Below are 18890 nucleotides of genomic sequence, written 5' to 3' on the forward strand. Positions count from 1 at the left end.
AGTCTCAACTTCCGGGCCACTCCGTCTCCGTCAGGCCCGTCCGCCGCCCCGCCGCCGCGTCTCTGCGCCGCCGGTGAAGGGGGTTCTACGGATACTCGAACAAACCCGCAAGAGCTTTTTTCGATTTTCTGCCACAAATCTGCAAAGAACCGCCCGGGTGCCTGTTTTGCAGGGCTTTTGCGGCGATGCGGTCCGGACGACCCCGGGACCACCCCTGTCCTTTGCCCTGCCGAGGGCGGCGAATCCGGCGCAAATGCCGGAATCGTCCGTCGTTCAGGTGATCACATCGGGGGCCGAGCGGCCGGAATGGGCCTTGATCCCGGCCAGCGCCTCGGCCGCCCGGATCACCGGGGCCAGCGCCACCTGCGGATCAAGCTGCAATTGCGCCGGATCGACCTCGTACCGTTCCAGATAGACCCGCAGGGTGGCCCCCTGCGTTCCGGTCCCCGACAGGCGGAACACGATGCGCGCGCCGCCGTCGAACCCGATGCGGATGCCCTGCCCTTCGGACCGCGAGCCATCGACCGGGTCGTCATAGGCGAATTCATCGGCCGTTTCGACGCGCAGCCCCGCGACCTGTTCGCCGGGCAGGTCGGCCAGCCTGGCGCGCAAACCGTCCATCAGCGCGTTGGCCGCGCCGATATCAATGCCTTCGTAATCGTGGCGCGAATAATAGTTCCTCCCGTATTCGGCCCAGTGGTCGGCCATGATCTGCGCCACCGACTGACGCCGCGCCGCCAGGATGTTCAGCCACAGCAGCACCGCCCAAAGCCCGTCCTTTTCGCGCACATGATCCGATCCCGTACCGGCGCTTTCCTCGCCACACAGGGTGGCCAGCCCCGCATCCAGCAGATTGCCGAAGAATTTCCAGCCGGTCGGCGTCTCGTAACACGCGATCCCTTTCGCCGCCGCCACACGGTCCACCGCGCCCGAGGTCGGCATCGACCGCGCCACCCCTTTCAGCCCGCCCGCATAGCCCGGTGCCAGATGCGCGTTCGCGGCCAGCACCGCCAGACTGTCCGAAGGCGTCACATAGCAGCCGCGCCCGACGATCATGTTGCGGTCGCCATCGCCGTCCGAGGCCGCGCCGAAATCAGGGGCGCTGCTGCCCAGCATCAGATCCATCAGCGGCTTGGCCCAGATCGGGTTCGGGTCCGGGTGGCCGCCGCCGAAATCGGGCAGGGGCACCGCATTCACCACGCTGTCCGGCGCCGCCCCCAGCACGCCTTCGAGGATCGCCTTGGCATAGGGGCCGGTCACCGCGTGCATCGCATCGAACCGCAGGGTAAATCCGCTGGCGATCAGCGCGCGGATCGCGTCGAAATCGAACAGCGTCTCCATCAACGCCTGATAATCGGCGACCGGGTCCACCACCTCGACCGCCATGCCGGCCAGTTCGGTTTCGCCAGAGGCCGACAGATCGACATCCTGCGCCTCGATGATGTGGTATTCGGCGATATCCCTGGTGGCCGCGAAAATCCGGGCCGTGACATCCTCGGGCGCGGGGCCGCCATTGCCGATGTTGTACTTGACGCCGAAATCCTCGTCCAGGCCGCCCGGGTTGTGGCTGGCCGACATGATCAGGCCGCCATCGGCGCCACGCTTGCGGATCATGTGGGACGCGGCCGGGGTCGACAACAGCGCGCCCTGCCCCACGATCACCTTCGCAGCCCCACCCGCCGCCGCCATGCGCAAGATCACCTGCGCCGCGCGGTCGTTGAAATAGCGCCCGTCCCCGCCCAGAATCAGGGTCTTGCCCGCCACGCCGCCAATGCCGTTCCAGACCGCCTGAACGAAGTTTTCCAGGTAATGCGGCTGCAGGAAGACGCGCGTCTTCTTGCGCAGCCCCGACGTGCCGGGTTTTTGTCCTTCGATGGGTTGGGTCATGACGGTGATGCGTTCCAAGGCGGGCCTCCTATCGTCCGTGTCGCGCCATGATGGCGCCGGTCTGTTTCAAAATCTTGTCATCTTTCAATACATCCGCGCCGCGGCTCAGCCTACGGCGCCAATTCGGGTGGTCATGGATCGTGCCGGGCAGGTTCGGCTGCTCTTCGGCGCCCAGGATATCCTCCAGCTGTACGGCGGCCAGCCGCGCGCGGGTGGCGGCAATGAAGGCGAACATGGCGATCACATCGCCCCCCTGCCCGCCGGTCAACCGATCGAACGCGGCCACATCCTGCACCCGCCCCTGCCGGGCCTGCGCGGCCTCGTCCGCGCCCAGATCGCCCAGCCTTTCGCGCCAGTCGATGTCGCGCCCCGACCGCCAGCCGCGCCACAGCGGCGTGTCATGCGATCCGAACGAGGCCATGACCTGCTCGGGGTAATGCTCGGGCGCGATGAAATGACCATCGCCGTTCCAGTCACGCTCGAACATGGCGACCCGGCAGCCCAGGATATTGGCCTGCGCCAGATCGGCGCGCAGCCCGTCGGGAACCACGCCCAGATCCTCGCCCACAATGACCGCACCGGCGCGCGCCGCCTCGATCCGCGCGACGGCCAGCAGCGCCGCCTTGGGCATGGTGACATAGGCGCCGGGCAACCCGTCGGGCACCCAGAAGGTACGCTCGAACCCCAGAATATGGTCGATCCGCAGGATGCCGCAAAACCGCAGCTGGCGGCGCAGGGTCAGCGCCAGCGGCGCAAAGCCGCGCGCGGCCAGCACCTGCGGCAACATCGGCGCCAGCCCCCAGACCTGCGCATCGGGGGCAAAGGAATCGGGCGGCGCGCCCAGCGACACGCCCCGCGCGAACAGCACCGGGTCGGCCCAGGTCTCGGCCCCGCCGGGATGGGTGCCGACCGCCAGATCCAGATAAAGCCCGTGCGCCATCCCCGCAGCGCGCGCCGCGCCCTGCGCCGCCGCAAGCTGGGTCTCGGCCATCCATTGCCGCCAGGCATGGGCGCGGATCCGGCATCCATTGGCGGCGGCGAAGGCGCGAACCGCCTCCGTATCCGGGGCCTTGAACGCCTCGGGCCAGTCATACCAATAGGCGCCGTGCACCTCTGACAGGGCCTGATGGGTGGCGAAATCCTGCAGCCCACCGCCTTCCGCCGCGCGCCACAGGTCAAAGGCAGGATCGCCGCCCGCCGCCTCGAACGCCAGAAAGGCACGGTCCAGTTCCGCCAGCTTGGCCGCGGTGGCGGTCTCGTAATCGATCAGATCGCCATCGGCGGGCGGCGCATCCCCCGGCGTCGCGATATGCAACGTGGCAAAGCGGTTGCGGCTGGACGGCGAATACGGGCTGAACGCGCCGCGATCCTGCGCAAAGCCCGCATGCACCGGGTTGATCCCGACAAACCCCCCGCCATGCAGGGCCAGCGCCCGCGCCGTGGCCGCCAGATCGGCATAATCGCCGATCCCGCCGCAGCCCACAGGCCGCAATCCATAAAGCGGCGCCATCACGCCCCAGCCGCGCGGCGCCTCGTCGATCTGGCGCGGCGCCGACAGCAGCGCCACGCGATGCGCGCCCACCCGCAACTCGTGATAACCCACCGGCAACGGGCCGGTCACGGCCTGCCCCCCCTCGGGGACACCTCGCAAAACGGTGCCCTCTTCCAGATGCAGCTCCCAGCCGGCGGCGTCGCCCGGCATCGGAATATGTACCGCTTCGCCCGCCGTGACGACCGCCCAGCGCGGCATCGGGTTGGCGGCACGCCCGGCCCACAACGCGGCCAGGCTTGCGTCCACCTGCCCGTCATCCGCCGCCGAGACGCCCAGCGCGCCGATCACCGCACGCAGGGTTTCGGCCGGGGCCTCGGTATAGCGCCCGGCCCCGTCCCAATAGCGCCACACAACACCCAAAGCTTCGGCCAGCGCCTCTAGCGCAGCACTCACGCCTGGGCCTCCAGAACCAGCACGACAACCGCATCCTCGGCCACGGTGATCCGGTCCTCGGCCACGGGTTCGGGGGCGTGTTCGGGTACGGCGGTGTCGATATGGCGGACCCAGACCTGCCCCGCGGGCACCGTCGGCAGGACAACCGTCTCGGGCTTGCCGGCATTGAACACCGCCAGAATGGCATCCTCGCGCGCGGCGTAGTCGGGGGTGTTGAAGGCGGTGCGCATCTCTGCCACCAGAATCTTGAGGTCGGGATCCTGCCAGTCGGCCCGGATCATCGCGCCGCCATCGGGACGGTGCCAGAACAGATCCACCTTGCCGTCGATCGCCCGCTCGTGGCTGTGCAGGAACAGCTTTTGCCGCAGAATCGGATGCGCCTTGCGGAACGCGATCATCCGGCGGGTAAAGTCCTGAAACGCCGCGTCGGCCATGCGCCAGTCGATCCAGCTTGTCTCGTTATCCTGGCAATAGGCATTGTTGTTGCCGCGCTGGCTGTTGCCCAACTCGTCGCCGGCCAGGATCATCGGCGTACCCTGGCTCAGCAGCAAGGTAGCCATCATGTTGCGCTTGCGCCGATCCCGCGCCGCGGTGATCGTTATGTCCGAGGTCGGCCCCTCGACCCCCAGATTGTCCGAGAAATTCTCGCCATGGCCGTCGCGGTTGTCTTCGCGGTTGGCCAGATTGTGCTTGCGCGAATAGCTGACCACATCCTCCAGGGTGAACCCGTCATGCGCGGTCAGCAGATTGACCGACGCCGTGGCCGGGCGCCCCGAATGGTCGAACTGCGCGGCCGAGCCGGTCAGCCGGTCGGCCAGATCCGGCACCCGTCCCGGATCGCCGCGCCAGAACCGGCGCACCCCGTCGCGGAACTTGTCGTTCCATTCCGAAAACGGCGACGGAAACGCCCCCAACTGATAGCCGCCGGGGCCGATATCCCAGGGCTCGGCGATCAGCTTGACCGCCGACAGCACCGGATCCTGCCGTATCGCATCGAAAAAGGCGGCACCGCGGTCGAACCCGGTATCGGTCCGGCCCAGCGTGGCGCACAGATCGAACCGGAACCCGTCCACATGCATCACCTCGACCCAATAGCGCATGCTGTCCATCACCATCCGCAGCACCATCGGATGATCCACATTCAGCGTGTTGCCGGTGCCGGTGTCGTTGACGTAATAGCGCGGGTCGCGCTCCAGCCGGTAATAGCTGCGATTGTCCAGGCCGCGGTAAGCCAGGGTCGGGCCCAACTCGTTGCCTTCGCAGGTGTGATTATAGACCACATCCATGATCACCTCGATGCCCGCCGAATGCAGGCGGGCGACCATGATCTGGAACTCGGCGATGCCGTCGGTGCTCAGATACCGGGTGTCGGGCGCAAAAAAGCCCAGCGTCTGATAGCCCCAGTAATTGGTCAAGTTACGCTGGCGCAGGAACCGGTCGTTCAGGAACGCCTGCACCGGCAGCAGCTCGACCGCGGTGATGCCCAGTTTGGTCATATGCTCCAGCATCGGATCCGACGCCAGCCCCAGATAGGTGCCCGGCACCGGCACCTCCGGGTGCAGCCGGGTCAGCCCCTTCACATGCGCCTCGTAGATCACGGTTTCGGCCAGCGGAGTGCGCGGCGCGGGGTCGTCACCCCAGGAAAAGGCCGGATCCTCGACGATGCATTTCGACATGTCGGCGGCGTTGTCGCGCGGATCGAAGCTCAGGTCGGCGCTGCGCGCGCCCACGGTATAGCCCATCAGCGTGTCGGACCAGCGCGGATAGCCGGTCAGCCGCTTGGCATAGGGGTCGATCAGCAGCTTGTTGGGGTTGAAGCGGTGCCCCTCGTCCGGCCGGTAAGGCCCGTGGGCGCGGTAGCCATAGCGCTGGCCGGGGCGCATCCCAGAGATATAGCCGTGCCAGACATCGCCGTCGCGTTCCGGCAGGTCGATGCGGTGCATCTCTTCGCCGACCTTGGAAAACAGACACAGCTCCATCCGGGTGGCATGTTCCGAGAAGACCGCGAAATTCACGCCCTCGCCGTCGAAATTTGCCCCCAACCGCGTGTCACGGCTGGGGCCGATCGAAATCCCGCCGCTCATACCCGTGTCCCCAGACTGTCGTAAAGCGCGGCATAGCGCGGTGCCGACGCGGCCCAGCCCACCGGCTGTTGCATCGCGTTGCGGCGGGTCTGCGCGAACGCGCCGGGCTGGCCATACAGATCGCACAGACGGTGCAGCGCATGGCGCAGCGCATCGGTCGTGACCGGCGCGAATTTCAGCCCGGTGGCCACGCCCATCTTCAGCGCCGCATCGTTGGCGTCGATCACCGTATCGGCCAATCCGCCGGTATCGGCCACCAGCGGCACCGTGCCGTAGCGCAGCCCGTAAAGCTGGGTCAGACCGCAGGGTTCGAACCGCGACGGCACCAGGATCGCGTCGCCACCCGCGATGATCCGGTGCGACAGCGCCTCGTCATAGCCGATGCGCACCGCCACACCGGGCTGTGCCGCCGCCACATCCTTCCACGCGGCTTCAAGCCACGGCTCGCCCGAACCCAGCAGCACCAGCCGCGCGTCGCGCTCTTCCAGCACATGCAGCGCATCGAGCAGCATATCGAGCCCCTTCTGCCCGGTCAGCCGCGACACCACCACGCACAGCGGCCCCTGCCCGTCGCTCAGCCCGAATTCCTTCAGCAGCGCCGCCTTGTTGCGCGCCTTGCCCTTGGGCGTGGTCAGCGGGACGATGTCGGGGTCAGTGGCCGGGTTCCACACCGCCTCGTCTATGCCGTTCAGAATGCCGGTCAGGTCGGCGGCACGCGCGCGCAGCACCCCGTCCAGCCCCATGCCGAAATCCGGGGTCAGCAGTTCGCGCGCATAGGTCGGGCTGACGGTCGAGATCTTGTCGGCCATCACCAGCCCCGCCTTCAGCGCGTTGATGGTGCCGTGATATTCCAGGCATTCGTGATGATACAGCTTCTTGGGCAGTTTCAGCGCCCGCAGCCGGTCGCGCGGCGCCATGCCGTGAAAGGCGATGTTGTGCACGGTCAGCAGGCTGCCCACGCTTTTGCCCAGCCGCACCTGACGCAGATACAGTGGCGCCAGTCCCCCCTGCCAGTCATGGGCGTGCAGAACCTGGGGGCGCTCGCCCTCGATCCCCAGCGCGGCCAGCCGCGCCGCCACCCACGACAGCGCCGCGAAGCGTTCCGGGTTGTCGGGCCAGTCGCGCCCGTCAGGCCCCAGATAGATCGAGCCCGAGCGGTTATAAAGATGCGGCGCATCCAGCACCAGCAGATCAAGCCCGGCCACGGTATCGGCCAGCACCTGCGCCTTGCCGCCGAAACAACTGCGTTCGGCCCGGATGCGGCGCGGGTTGTTCAACTGCTCCATCACCGCCGGATAGCCCGGCACCAGCGTCACCAGGCGCCAGCCCTCTGGCGCCAGCGCCGCGGGCAGCGCGCCAACCACATCGGCCAGCCCGCCGGTCTTGATCAGCGGGGCAACCTCGGACGCGACCGAAAGCGCGGTCTTCATGATGTCGCGGCCCGGCGGTCGAGCATGTTCTGGGTGATCAGCGTGACCCCGCCCTCGGTCACACGGAACCATTTGGCGTCCTCGTCCGGATCCTCGCCCACCACCAGACCGCGCGGGATCACCACGCCGCTGTCGACCACCACATTTGTCAGCCGGGCCGAACGTTCGATCACCACACGCGGCAGCACCACGGAATGGTTCAGCACCGCATAGCTGTTGGTATGCACCCCGGTGAACAGCAGCGAATTGCGCACCTCGGTCCCCGAAATGATGCAGCCCCCCGCGATCAGGCTGGATAGCGCGACGCCGCGGCGGTTTTCCTCGTCATGGATGAACTTGGCGGGCGGCAGGATTTCCGAATAGGTCCAGATCGGCCAGTTGCGGTCCCACAGGTTCAGATCGGGGGTGAAATTGGTCAGGTCGATATTGGCCTTCCAGAACGCATCCACCGTGCCCACGTCGCGCCAATAGGCCGGCGCATCCGGCGCGGGACGCACGCAGCTGTCGGTAAAGCGATGCGCGATCGCCTTTCCCCCCTGCACCACCTTCGGAATGATGTTCTTGCCGAAATCATGCTCGGATTCGGGGTCGGCGGCATCCTCGATCAACAGCTGGCGCAGGAATTTCCACTCGAACACATAAATCCCCATCGAGGCGAGCGCCATCTCGGGGTCGTCCGGAATGCCGGGGGGGTCGGCGGGCTTTTCCAGGAAATGGACGATCTGACCGGCCGCATCCACCGCCATCACACCGAAGGCGCTGGCCTCGGCCCGGGGCACGGTCAGGCAGCCCACGGTGACATCGGCGCCGCTGTCCACATGCTGACGCAGCATCAGTTCGTAATCCATCTTGTAGACGTGATCGCCCGCCAGGATCAGCACATAGTCCACATCATAGCTGTCGACGATATCGATGTTCTGGGTCACCGCATCGGCCGTGCCCAGATACCACTTGTTTTCATCCACCCGCTGACTGGCCGGCAGGATGTCGAGATATTCGTTGCGCTCGGCCCGGAAAAAGTTCCAGCCGCGCTGGCAATGACGGATCAGCGAATGCGCCTTGTATTGCGTGGCGATCGCCATCTTGCGGATGCCCGAATTCAGCGCGTTCGACAGCGCGAAGTCGATGATCCGGGTCTTGCCGCCGAAATAGACCGCCGGTTTCGCGCGGCTGTCCGTCAGTTCCTTCAGGCGGCTGCCGCGCCCCCCGGCCAGAACGAAGGCCATGGCGCGGGCCGACAACCGCGCATTGGGTATCATCATGTCGTGCGTCCCCCTTCTGACTCGTGAACAAAGATCATCGTTGAAAGTGGCGGCAGCGTCATCGGCGCCGACCAGGACCGGCCCATCGCCGCGACCTCGACCGCGTCGACCCCGCCCAGATTGCCACGCCCGCCGCCGCCGTAAATCTCGGCGTCGGAATTCAGCGCCTCGCGCCAGCGGCCCGGCGCGGGCAGGCCGATATGCCAGCCCTGCCGCTCGACCGGGGTGAAGTTGCACACCACCACCACCAGCGGATCGTCGGGCCCGCCGCGACGCATCCAGGCAAAAACCGAATGGGTGGCGTCGTTGGGCTCGATCCATTCGAACCCGTCGCCATCGCAATCCTTGTAGTGCAGCGCGGGTTCGGCGCGGTAAAGCGTGTTCAGATCGCGCACCAGCCGCGCCAGCCCCGCATGCTGCGGCGCGCCGGCGGCGGACCAGTCCAGTTCCCAGTCGTGGTTCCATTCCGCGGGCTGGCCGAATTCGCAGCCCATGAACAGAAGCTTCTTGCCCGGATGGCCCCACATGAACCCGTAATAGGCGCGCAGGTTGGCGAACTTCTCCCACTCGTTGCCGGGCATCTTGGCCAGCATCGAGCCTTTGCCATGTACCACCTCGTCATGGCTGATCGGCAGGATGAAGTTTTCCGAGAATGCGTAATGCAGCCCGAAGGTCATCTGATGATGATGGTGCTGGCGGTGGATCGGCTCGCGGCTGATATAGTCCAGCGTGTCATTCATCCAGCCCATGTTCCACTTGTAGCCGAAGCCAAGCCCGCCCTCGTGCACCGGCTGTGACACGGCGGGAAAGCTGGTGCTTTCCTCGGCCGCGGTCAGAATGCCGCCGACCTCGCCATATGTGGTGATGTTCATCCGCTGCAACATCGAGATCGCTTCCAGATTCTCGCGCCCGCCATGCACGTTGGCCACCCATTCGCCCGGCTGGCGCGAATAGTCGCGATACAGCATCGACGCCACCGCATCCACGCGCAGCCCGTCGACATGGTATTCCTCTAGCCAATAGAGCGCGTTCGAGATCAGGAAATTCGCCACCTCGGCCCGGCCGAAATTGTAGATCAGCGTGTTCCAGTCCTGATGGAACCCCTCGCGCGGGTCGGCATATTCATACAGCGACGTGCCGTCGAACCGGGCCAGCCCGTGATCGTCGTTCGGAAAATGCCCCGGGACCCAGTCCAGGATCACCCCCAGCCCCTTGGCATGGGCGGCCTCGACCAGGGCGCGGAATTCCCCGGGGGTGCCATAGCGGATCGTGGGCGCGTACAGCCCCACCGGCTGATAGCCCCACGAGCCGTCGAACGGATGCTCGCTGACCGGCATGAATTCGATATGGGTAAAACCCATGTCGGCCACGTAATCGACCAACTCGCCCGCGGCCTCCAGATAGGACATCCGGCGCCAGCCGTCGCGCTTGCGCCACGACCCCAGATGCACCTCGTAGATCGTGATCGGGGCGGTGCGGGCGTTGCGGCCCGTGCGCTCGGCCATCCACTGGCCGTCCTGCCAGTCGTGACCGCCGATATCGCGCACCACCGACGCGGTCGAGGGCGGATGCTCGGCCCCGAACCCCACCGGGTCGGCCTTCAGCGGCAGCAGCGTGCCATCGGGGCCGACGATCTCGTATTTGTAATGCACGCCCTGCCCCACATCGGGCACGAAAACTTCCCACACCCCGGTCGAGCCGCGCCGCCGCATCGCGTGGCGCCGCCCGTCCCAGAAGTTGAAATCGCCCACCACCGAAACCCGCCACGCATTGGGCGCCCAGACCGCGAAATGGGTGCCCTGCGTGCCCTCATGGGTGATCAGATGCGCGCCCAGAACCTGCCACAGCCGCCGGTGGGTGCCTTCGGCGAACAGGTATTCGTCCATCTCGCCCAACACCGGGCCATAGCGATAGGCGTCGTCATAGACCCAGGTCGCATCGCCCGCCGCACCACGCAGCCGGTAAGGTTCATGCCGGGGCAGCCGCCCAACGAAAACCGCCGGCGCCTGAGGCACCGGCAGCATCGGGTGAACACCCTCTGATGACTCGATTGACATGGTTTCCGCGCCGGGGTCCATCGCGACGACGAACCAGCGCCGCCCGATCTTGTGCGGCCCCAGTACCGAAAATGGATCGTCATGTATTCCGTTCTGCAACTTGCAGGCTTCTTCCGGCGCGATGCCGGTGACGACGTCTTTCGCGGCTATCTTCATGGTGCTCCCAGACTATGTGGATTCGCGCAGACTGCAACTATCCTTTATGCATCTGCAGCAATCATATTGCCGCTGTTGTGTCCCAGACATCGGCCATATAGCCGCGGATCGCCCGATCCGACGAAAACCACCCCGACCGCGCCGTGTTCAGCGCCGCCATCCGGGCCCAGCCAGCAGAGTCGGCAAAGGCCGCATCCACCGCACGCTGGGTGTCGTAGTAGTCGGCGAAATCGGAACAGACGAGGAAATAGTCCGGCCCCTTCAGGTTGTCGGTGACGGCACGGAACCGGCCCGCATCGTCGATCGAGAAAGTGCCGGCCTCGATCTCGGCGATGGCGCGGGCCAGCGGTGCGCTGGCGCGGATCGCCTCAATCGCGTGATTGGGTTCCGCGCGGCGGGCGACGACCTGCTCGGCGGTCATGCCGAACAAAAAGAAATTCTCCTCGCCCACACGCTCGCGGATTTCGACATTGGCGCCGTCCAGCGTGCCGATCGTCAGCGCGCCGTTGAGCGCGAATTTCATGTTGCCGGTGCCGGACGCCTCCTTGCCGGCGGTCGAGATCTGCTCGGACAGATCCGAGGCGGGGATGATCCGCTCGGCGGCCGAGACATTGTAGTTGGGCACGAACACGACCTTCAGGAACTTGCTGGTCACCGGATCGGCGTTCAGCACCGCGGCGACCGAGTTGATCAGATAGATGATCTCTTTCGCCAGCACATAGCCCGGGGCGGCCTTGCCGCCAAAGATCTTGACCCGCGGCACCCAGCCCGCATGGGGCGTGTCGCGGATCGCCTGCCAATGGGCGATGGTTTCCAGAATATTCAGATGCTGGCGCTTATATTCGTGGATCCGCTTGATCTGCACGTCGAACATCGCCTCGGGGTCAAGGCTGATGCCCTGCGTCTCACCGATCCAGTCCGACAGCTCGACCTTGTCGGCCCGTTTCGCGGCGGCGTACTCGGTGATGAAGGCGGCATCGTCCACATGCGGCTCCAGCTGCTGAAGCTGCTCCAGATCCTTGACCCAGCCGGTGCCGATGGCATCGTCGATCAGCCCCGACAGGCGCGGGTTGCAGGTTTTCAGCCAGCGGCGCGGGGTCACGCCGTTGGTCTGGTTGATGATCCGGTCGGGGTGCAGGCGGTGCAGTTCGCGGAACACCGTGGTCTTCATCAGCCCGGTATGCAGCGCCGACACGCCATTCACCCGATGCGCCATGATGAAGGACAGCTCGCCCATCTTCACGTCGCCATGCTCGCGCACCGTAACCTTGCGGTCGGGCACGCTGCGGGCGTGCCATTCGTCGATCCGCTCGATGATCTGCATATGGCGCGGCAACAGCCCGCGCATCAGCCCTTCGGACCAGCGCTCCAGCGCTTCGGGCAACAGGGTGTGGTTGGTATAGGACAGGCAGCCCTGCGCGATATGGATCGCGTCCTCGAACGCCACCCCATGCTCGTCATGCAGCAGCCGCACCAGTTCGGGCCCGGCAATCGCCGGATGGGTGTCGTTCAGCTGAATCGCCACTTTCTGCGGCAGCAGGGTGAGATCGTTATATTCGCTCAGGAACCGGCGCAGGATGTCGCGCAGCGAGGCTGCGGTGAAGAAAAATTCCTGCTTCAGGCGCAGCTCCTTGCCCTGATGCGTGGTGTCGTCGGGATACAGCACCCGGCTGATCGTGCGCGCCAGCGTTTCGGGCCGGGCGGCGGCGGCGTAATCGCCGCGGTTGAAACTGTCCAGATCCAGCAGCTCCAGCGGCAGCGCCCCCCACAGCCGCAGCGTGTTGGCCCAGCGTCCCTCCCAGCCGATCACCGGCATGTCGAAGGCCGAGGCCACGACCTGCTCGCCCGGTTGCCACCGGGTACGGCCGCCCTCTTCGCGGACCTCGCCGCCGAAACCGATGCGGAAACTGACCTCGGGGCGCTCGAATTCCCAGACATGTTTCTGGTTCAGCCAGTCCTCGGGCTCTTCGGCCTGGCGTCCGGCGACAAAGCTTTGCCGGAACAGCCCATGCTCATAACGGATGCCGTAGCCATAGGCCGGCACCCCCAGCGTCGACAGCGATTCCAGATAGCAGGCGGCCAGCCGCCCCAGACCGCCATTGCCCAGCGCCGCGTCGGGTTCGTCATGCAAGACGGTGTCCAGCGGCAGGCCCAGCGCATCGAACGCGCCGCTGACCGCATCCATCAGCCCCAGGTTTACCACCGCATCCTGCAGCAGCCGCCCGATCAGGAATTCCATCGACAGGTAATAGACCCGCTTGTGATGCCCGTCATAGGTGGCCTTGGTTGCCGCGAACCACGGATCGACGATATGCTGGCGCACCGCCAGCGACAACGCCATGCGCCAATCGTAAAGGCTGGCGTGCTCGGCGTCCTTGCCGATGGAATATTTCAACTGGTGCAGGATGGTTTCGCGCATATCTGCGGACGTCATTGGCAACTCTTTCGTGACAAAGACCGGGGCGCCGGAAGTGGCGACCGGAGAGCGGGAATAGCGACACTTTCAGCGCTTTATTTCGTGGATGCGGACCCTGTTCAAGCTCTCATGATCCGGTTTGCAAACACAAACCGGCTGGATTTCGGAGCCGCCTAATATCCGCTCTTTTCGTCGCGAAAAAAGGCGCTTTCATGTGGAAGGCCGCCCACTGCCGGGCCGGGTGCGGGGTTGGCGGGGCGATCGGGTGCAGCCAAGGCAGCACATTCGCCAAGCTGCCGCAACGGAACGACAACTTGATGCTGCCATGCGGCAAGGGCAATTGATTTGTGTCAAAGCCCTACCATAGTGTGGCGCTATAGAGGATCATGCCGCTATCATCTTGTCTGCCGGCAAGGTAACACCCGGCTGGCACAAAGCTGAGACACCAGACTTAAATACTTAAATGCGTTGGAGACTTCCATGCCGAAGACCCCCCCGAAATGGATAATTCCCGCGGTTCTGGCGATTGCCGCAGTTGCTGGATATTTCCTGTGGCAGAACCTCAAGGGCAATGGCGTGCCCACAGGATTCGCCTGGGGGAATGGCCGTATCGAAGCGGTGGAGATTGACGTTGCCGCGAAAACTGCGGGCCGGATTTCCGAAATTCTGGTGGATGAGGGCGATTTCGTCGAGGCGGGCCAGGTTCTGGTCCATATCGACACCCAACAGTTGGAAGCCGCGCTGCATCAGGCCGAGGCGCAGCACAAGCAGGCGGTGATCGCCATCGAGACCGCCAAGGTCCTGGTCCGGCAGCGCGAGGCCGAAAAGCGCGCCGCCGAAGCGTCGCTGGCCCAGTCGCAGGCCACGCTGGACGCGGCCGAGAAACAGTATCGCCGCGCCGAACAGTTGGTGACCACCGAGACCGTCTCCGAACGCTCGCTCGATTCCGACCGGGCCGCGGCCCTTGGCGCCGAGGCCGCCGTCGCCGCGGCAGAGGCGTCGCTCGCCGCCTCCGAGGCTGCGATCACCTCGGCCCAGGCGTCGGTCGTCGGGGCCGAAGCCGCGGCCGAGGCCGCACAGGCCGCGATCGACAACATCAAGGTTCAGATCGAGGACAACACCCTGAGCGCACCGCGCGACGGACGGGTGCAGTATCTGGTCGCGCGCGAAGGCGAGATCGTGTCGCCCGGCGGCCGGATCATCAACCTGGTCGATCTGGGCGAGGTCTATATGCCCTTCTTCCTGCCCACCGAACAGGCCGGGCTGATCGAACTGGGCAGCGAGGTGCGCATCGTGCTGGACGCAGCCCCGGATTATACCATCCCGGCGACCGTTTCCTATGTCGCGGATGTCGCGCAGTTCACCCCCAAAACCGTCGAGACCGAGGTCGAGCGCCAGAAGCTGATGTTCCGCCTCAAGGCCCAGATCGCGCCCGAGCTGCTGCGCCGCTATATCCGTCAGGTCAAGACCGGCCTGCCCGGCGTGGCCTATGTGCGGCTCGACCCGCAGATGCCCTGGCCGGCCGAGCTTGAGGACAACCTGGTCACACTTGAGGACAATCTGGTCAAATGAGCGACCCCGGCAGCACGCCCCCCCCCGCGCCCGGCACCGCCGCGACCGCGGACCCTGTCGTTCGTCTGAACGGCGTCGCGCTGTCCTACAAGCAGGTCCGCGCGCTGGACGGGGTCACGCTGGATCTGCCGGCGGGCTGCATGGTCGGGCTGATCGGCCCGGACGGCGTCGGCAAGTCCAGCCTGCTGTCGCTGATCGCCGGGGCGCGTAAAATCCAGGACGGTCAGGTGCAGGTGCTGGGCGGCGACATGGCCGACCGGCGCCACCGCAGCGCCACCTGCCCGCGCATCGCCTATATGCCGCAGGGGCTGGGCCGGAACCTCTATCCCACGCTGTCGGTCTTCGAGAATGTCGACTTCTTCGCCCGGCTGTTCGGCCACAGCCACACCGAGCGGAACCGCCGGATCGGCGAATTGCTGGACGGCACCGGCCTTGCCCCCTTCGCCGACCGCCCCGCAGGCAAGCTGTCGGGCGGGATGAAGCAAAAGCTGGGCCTGTGCTGCGCACTGATCCACGACCCCGACCTGCTGATCCTCGACGAACCGACCACCGGGGTCGACCCGCTGTCGCGCCGTCAATTCTGGGAAATGATCGACGGCATCCGCGCCAGCCGCGCCGGCATGAGCGTGATCGTCGCGACCGCCTATATGGAAGAGGCCGCGCGCTTCGACTGGCTTGTGGCGATGGATAGCGGGCGAGTGCTGGATGCGGGCACGCCACAATCCATCCTGGACCGCACCGGCGAGGCGACGCTGGACGATGCGTTCATCGCGCTTCAGCCCGAAGAGGTCCGCGCCGGCCACCACAAGCTGGTGATCCCGCCACGCGAAGGTTCGGACGAGGACGGCTTTGCGATCGAAGCCACCGACCTGACCATGCGGTTCGGCGATTTCACCGCCGTGAACGATGTCAGCTTTCAGATTCACCGGGGCGAGATCTTCGGCTTTCTGGGCTCGAACGGCTGCGGCAAGACCACCACAATGAAAATGCTGACCGGCCTTTTGCATCCCAGCGAAGGCACGGCGCATCTGTTCGGCAAGACGCTGAACGCCCGCGACATCGAGATCCGCACCCATATCGGCTATATGAGCCAGGGGTTTTCGCTTTATTCCGAACTGACCGTGCGGCAAAATCTGGAACTGCACGCCCGTCTGTTCAAGCTTGACCCCGAAAAGATTCCCGTGCGCGTCGATGAAATGGCCACGCGGTTCGACCTGACCGACGTGATGGGCGCGTTTCCGGCGACGCTGCCGCTGGGCATCCGGCAACGCCTGTCGCTGGCAGTGGCGATGATCCACGCGCCGAGCATCCTGATTCTGGACGAGCCCACCTCGGGCGTCGATCCCATCGCGCGGGACGGGTTCTGGGAAATCCTGGTGGAACTGTCGCGCAAGGACGGGGTGACGATTTTCATCTCGACCCATTTCATGAACGAGGCCGAGCGCTGCGACCGGATTTCGCTGATGCATGCCGGCGATGTGCTGGTCAGCGGCGCCCCGGCCGAGATCGTCGCCGGGCGCGGAACCGACACGCTGGAAGACGCGTTCATCGCCTATCTGCGCGATGTCAGTGCGCAGGGCGACGCGGGGGCCGACACCCCCGCTCCGGCCGAGATCGCCACGCTGATCGACGGCGATTCAGAAACCAGCCGGGCCGAAAACCGCCGCAGCTTCAGCATGCGGCGCCTGTTCAGCTATGCACAACGCGAGTCGCTGGAACTGACGCGCGACACGATCCGCCTGGCGCTGGCGACCCTCGGCAGCGCCCTTCTGATGTTCGTGATGGGCTACGGTATCACCATGGATGTCGAGGATCTGACCTTCGCCGCGCTGGATCATGACCAGACCGGGCTGAGCCGGGACTATATCGCGCAAATCGCGGGCTCACGCTATTTCATAGAACACCCGCCCATCATCGATTACGACGACCTCGACCGGCGGATGCGGAACGGCGAGCTGAGTCTGGCCATCGAAATCCCGCCGGGTTTTGCCCGCAACCTGGAACGCGGCCGCGATGTCCAGATCGGGGCCTGGATCGATGGCGCGATGCCGACCCGCGCGGAAACCGTAAAGGGCTACGTGCAGGGAATGCATGCCTGGTGGATCACAGAGCGTACACGCGAAATCTATGGCGACGCCGCGGTCGCCGGCAGTTTCACCCTGGAAACGCGCTATCGCTACAATCCCGACGTGCGCAGCCTGCCCGCCATGGTGCCCGCCGTCATTCCGCTGTTGCTGCTACTGATTCCGGCCATGCTGACCGCGCTCAGCGTCGTGCGCGAGAAAGAGTTGGGCTCGATCGTGAATCTGTATGTCACCCCGGTGACGCCGCTGGAATTCCTGCTGGGCAAGCAGCTTCCCTATATCGGGCTGGCGATGCTCAACTACTTCATGCTGCTGGCCCTTGCGGTCTTCATCTTCGGGGTGCCGGTCACAGGAAGCGTCACCTTGCTGACCGTGGCGGCGCTGCTTTATGTGTTCGTGAGCACCGCCATGGGGCTGCTGATCTCGACCTTCATGGAAAGCCAGATCGCGGCCCTGTTCGGCACTGCGCTCGCAACGCTGATCCCGGCGGTGCAGTATTCGGGAATAATCGACCCGGTCTCGACACTGGAAGGGGCCGGCGCATTCATCGGCCGGATCTATCCCACGACCTATTTCGTGGAAATTTCCCGCGGCACGTTTTCGAAGGCGCTGGGGTTCGGCGATCTGACCGGCTCGATAATACCGCTGCTGATTTCCGGTCCGGTGGTGCTGTTGATCGGTGCGCTGCTGACACGCAAACAGGCGAGGTAGGCGATGCGTCTGTCCAACATATTGCATCTGGGCGTGAAAGAACTGCGCGGGCTGCTGCGTGATCCGATCCTGGCGCTGATGATCGTCTATGCCTTCACCCTGTCGATCTATACCGCCGCCAAGGCGATGCCCGAGGTGCTGAACAAGGCGACAATCTCGATTATTGACGAAGACAGCTCGCCAGCGTCGCAACGCCTGATCGATGCGTTCTACCCGCCCTATTTCGTGCCGCCCAAGCTGATCACCCGGGCCGAGATGGATGCAAGGATGGACGCGGGGATCGACACGTTCGCGCTGAATATTCCGTCCAATTTCCAGAACGATCTTCTGGGCGGCGAGATACCGACCATCCAATTGAACGTGGATGCGACCCGGCTGACCCAGGCCTTTACCGGCGCGGGCTATATACAGGCGATCATCAACGGCGAAATCAACGCCTATCTGACGCGGCACCGATCCGATAGCCCGCCTGCGGTCGATCTGGTTCTGCGCGCCCGCTTCAACCCCACCCTGAACCAATCCTGGTTCGGGGCCATTTCAAACGTCATCACGTCGGTCACCATGCTGTCGATCATCCTGACCGGCGCCGCCCTGATCCGCGAACGCGAACACGGCACGGTCGAGCATCTGCTGGTCATGCCGGTTTCGTCGCTGGAGATCATGGTCAGCAAGGTATGGTCGATGGGGCTGGTGGTGCTGGCGGCCTCGGCGTTTTCGCTGGTCGTCATCGTCGAGGGGTTCTTGTCGGTGCCGATCCCCGGCTCGCTGGCGCTGTTTCTGGTCGGAACCGCGCTGCACCTGTTCGCCACCACCTCGATGGGGATCTACCTGGCCACGCTGGCCGGCACGATGCCGCAGTTCGGCCTGTTGCTGATGTTGGTTCTGCTGCCGCTTCAGGTCCTGTCCGGCACCATCACGCCGCGCGAAAGCATGCCGGAAGTCATCCAGTACATCATGATGTCGGCGCCCAACACGCATTTCGGCATCCTTGCCGAGGCCGTGCTGTTTCGCGGCGCGGGGCTGGATGTGGTCTGGCCCCAGCTTCTGGCGCTTGCGGCGATTGGCAGCGTGCTGTTCTTCCTGGCCCTGCAACAGTTCCGCGATTTCCTGAAATAGGCCGCCGGGCTGCCCGGCCCGGCGCATTCGCCGATCTTTTCTTCATCATCCCGTCACGGTACTGTAAGAGAAGCTGACCAGACGGCCCCACGCCGGATGGCCAGGGCCTTTTGGACGGTTTTCACGACCGCACCGGCCTTGACTGACAAGAAACCTGAAAGGGGCAGGAC

General features: G+C 65.2%; 10 protein-coding genes. 3 read left to right on the forward strand and 7 right to left on the reverse strand.

All coding sequences use genetic code 11. The features are described 5' to 3' along the window. Positions 1–273: 273 nt before the first annotated feature. The 7 genes from ACSR1C_RS12675 to ACSR1C_RS12705 all read right to left on the reverse strand — a co-directional run bounded on the left by ACSR1C_RS12675 (position 274) and on the right by ACSR1C_RS12705 (position 13255). Entirely contained in the window at positions 274–1887 is a 1614-nt protein-coding gene (locus ACSR1C_RS12675) for an alpha-D-glucose phosphate-specific phosphoglucomutase (RefSeq protein ID WP_460259891.1), read from the reverse strand. Positions 1888–1915: 28 nt separating this feature from the next. Continuing rightward, positions 1916–3832 carry a 4-alpha-glucanotransferase gene (gene malQ / locus ACSR1C_RS12680; protein WP_460259884.1) on the reverse strand — a complete coding sequence of 639 codons (1917 nt, stop codon included), beginning with the start codon at positions 3830–3832 and terminating at the stop codon, positions 1916–1918. Beyond that, positions 3829–5916, reverse strand: coding sequence for a glycogen debranching protein GlgX (gene glgX / locus ACSR1C_RS12685; protein ID WP_460259883.1), 2088 nt, complete (start codon positions 5914–5916; stop codon positions 3829–3831). The genes malQ and glgX overlap by 4 nt, the downstream gene beginning before the upstream one ends. Next, positions 5913–7346 carry a glycogen synthase GlgA gene (gene glgA / locus ACSR1C_RS12690; RefSeq protein ID WP_460259882.1) on the reverse strand — a complete coding sequence of 478 codons (1434 nt, stop codon included), beginning with the start codon at positions 7344–7346 and terminating at the stop codon, positions 5913–5915. Before glgA ends, glgX begins: the two co-directional genes overlap by 4 nt. After that, a complete protein-coding gene (gene glgC, locus ACSR1C_RS12695; protein ID WP_460259881.1) occupies positions 7343–8608 on the reverse strand; it encodes a glucose-1-phosphate adenylyltransferase in 1266 nt (421 codons plus the stop codon). The genes glgA and glgC overlap by 4 nt, the downstream gene beginning before the upstream one ends. Then, entirely contained in the window at positions 8605–10821 is a 2217-nt protein-coding gene (gene glgB / locus ACSR1C_RS12700) for a 1,4-alpha-glucan branching protein GlgB (RefSeq protein ID WP_460259880.1), read from the reverse strand. The genes glgC and glgB overlap by 4 nt, the downstream gene beginning before the upstream one ends. Positions 10822–10882: 61 nt before the next feature. Further along, entirely contained in the window at positions 10883–13255 is a 2373-nt protein-coding gene (locus tag ACSR1C_RS12705; protein WP_460259879.1) for a glycogen/starch/alpha-glucan phosphorylase, read from the reverse strand. A gap of 462 nt (positions 13256–13717) precedes the next feature. Here ACSR1C_RS12705 and ACSR1C_RS12710 point away from each other — a divergent pair, with 462 nt between their 5' ends. From ACSR1C_RS12710 to ACSR1C_RS12720, 3 genes are read left to right on the forward strand one after another with little or no spacing between them, the layout of a single operon-like run. Continuing rightward, positions 13718–14809: an HlyD family secretion protein gene (locus ACSR1C_RS12710; protein WP_460259878.1), complete on the forward strand. Its 1092-nt coding sequence runs from the start codon at positions 13718–13720 to the stop codon at positions 14807–14809. After that, positions 14806–17604, forward strand: a complete 2799-nt coding sequence (gene rbbA, locus ACSR1C_RS12715) for a ribosome-associated ATPase/putative transporter RbbA (protein WP_460259877.1) — start codon at positions 14806–14808, stop codon at positions 17602–17604. Before ACSR1C_RS12710 ends, rbbA begins: the two co-directional genes overlap by 4 nt. A gap of 3 nt (positions 17605–17607) precedes the next feature. Beyond that, complete coding sequence (locus ACSR1C_RS12720; protein ID WP_460259876.1) at positions 17608–18720, forward strand: ABC transporter permease; 1113 nt, start codon at positions 17608–17610, stop codon at positions 18718–18720. The last annotated feature ends 170 nt before the right edge of the window (positions 18721–18890 follow it).

Source organism: Actibacterium sp. D185-2 (genome assembly GCF_054954595.1).

Coding starts and splice junctions, on each gene's coding strand:
- ACSR1C_RS12675 (WP_460259891.1), bottom strand. CDS start 1,887: ATGACCCAACCCATCGAAGGACAAAAACCCGGCACGTCGGGGCTGCGC.
- glgX (WP_460259883.1), bottom strand. CDS start 5,916: ATGAGCGGCGGGATTTCGATCGGCCCCAGCCGTGACACGCGGTTGGGG.
- glgA (WP_460259882.1), bottom strand. CDS start 7,346: ATGAAGACCGCGCTTTCGGTCGCGTCCGAGGTTGCCCCGCTGATCAAG.
- glgC (WP_460259881.1), bottom strand. CDS start 8,608: ATGATGATACCCAATGCGCGGTTGTCGGCCCGCGCCATGGCCTTCGTT.
- glgB (WP_460259880.1), bottom strand. CDS start 10,821: ATGAAGATAGCCGCGAAAGACGTCGTCACCGGCATCGCGCCGGAAGAA.
- ACSR1C_RS12705 (WP_460259879.1), bottom strand. CDS start 13,255: ATGACGTCCGCAGATATGCGCGAAACCATCCTGCACCAGTTGAAATAT.
- ACSR1C_RS12710 (WP_460259878.1), top strand. CDS start 13,718: ATGCCGAAGACCCCCCCGAAATGGATAATTCCCGCGGTTCTGGCGATT.
- rbbA (WP_460259877.1), top strand. CDS start 14,806: ATGAGCGACCCCGGCAGCACGCCCCCCCCCGCGCCCGGCACCGCCGCG.
- ACSR1C_RS12720 (WP_460259876.1), top strand. CDS start 17,608: ATGCGTCTGTCCAACATATTGCATCTGGGCGTGAAAGAACTGCGCGGG.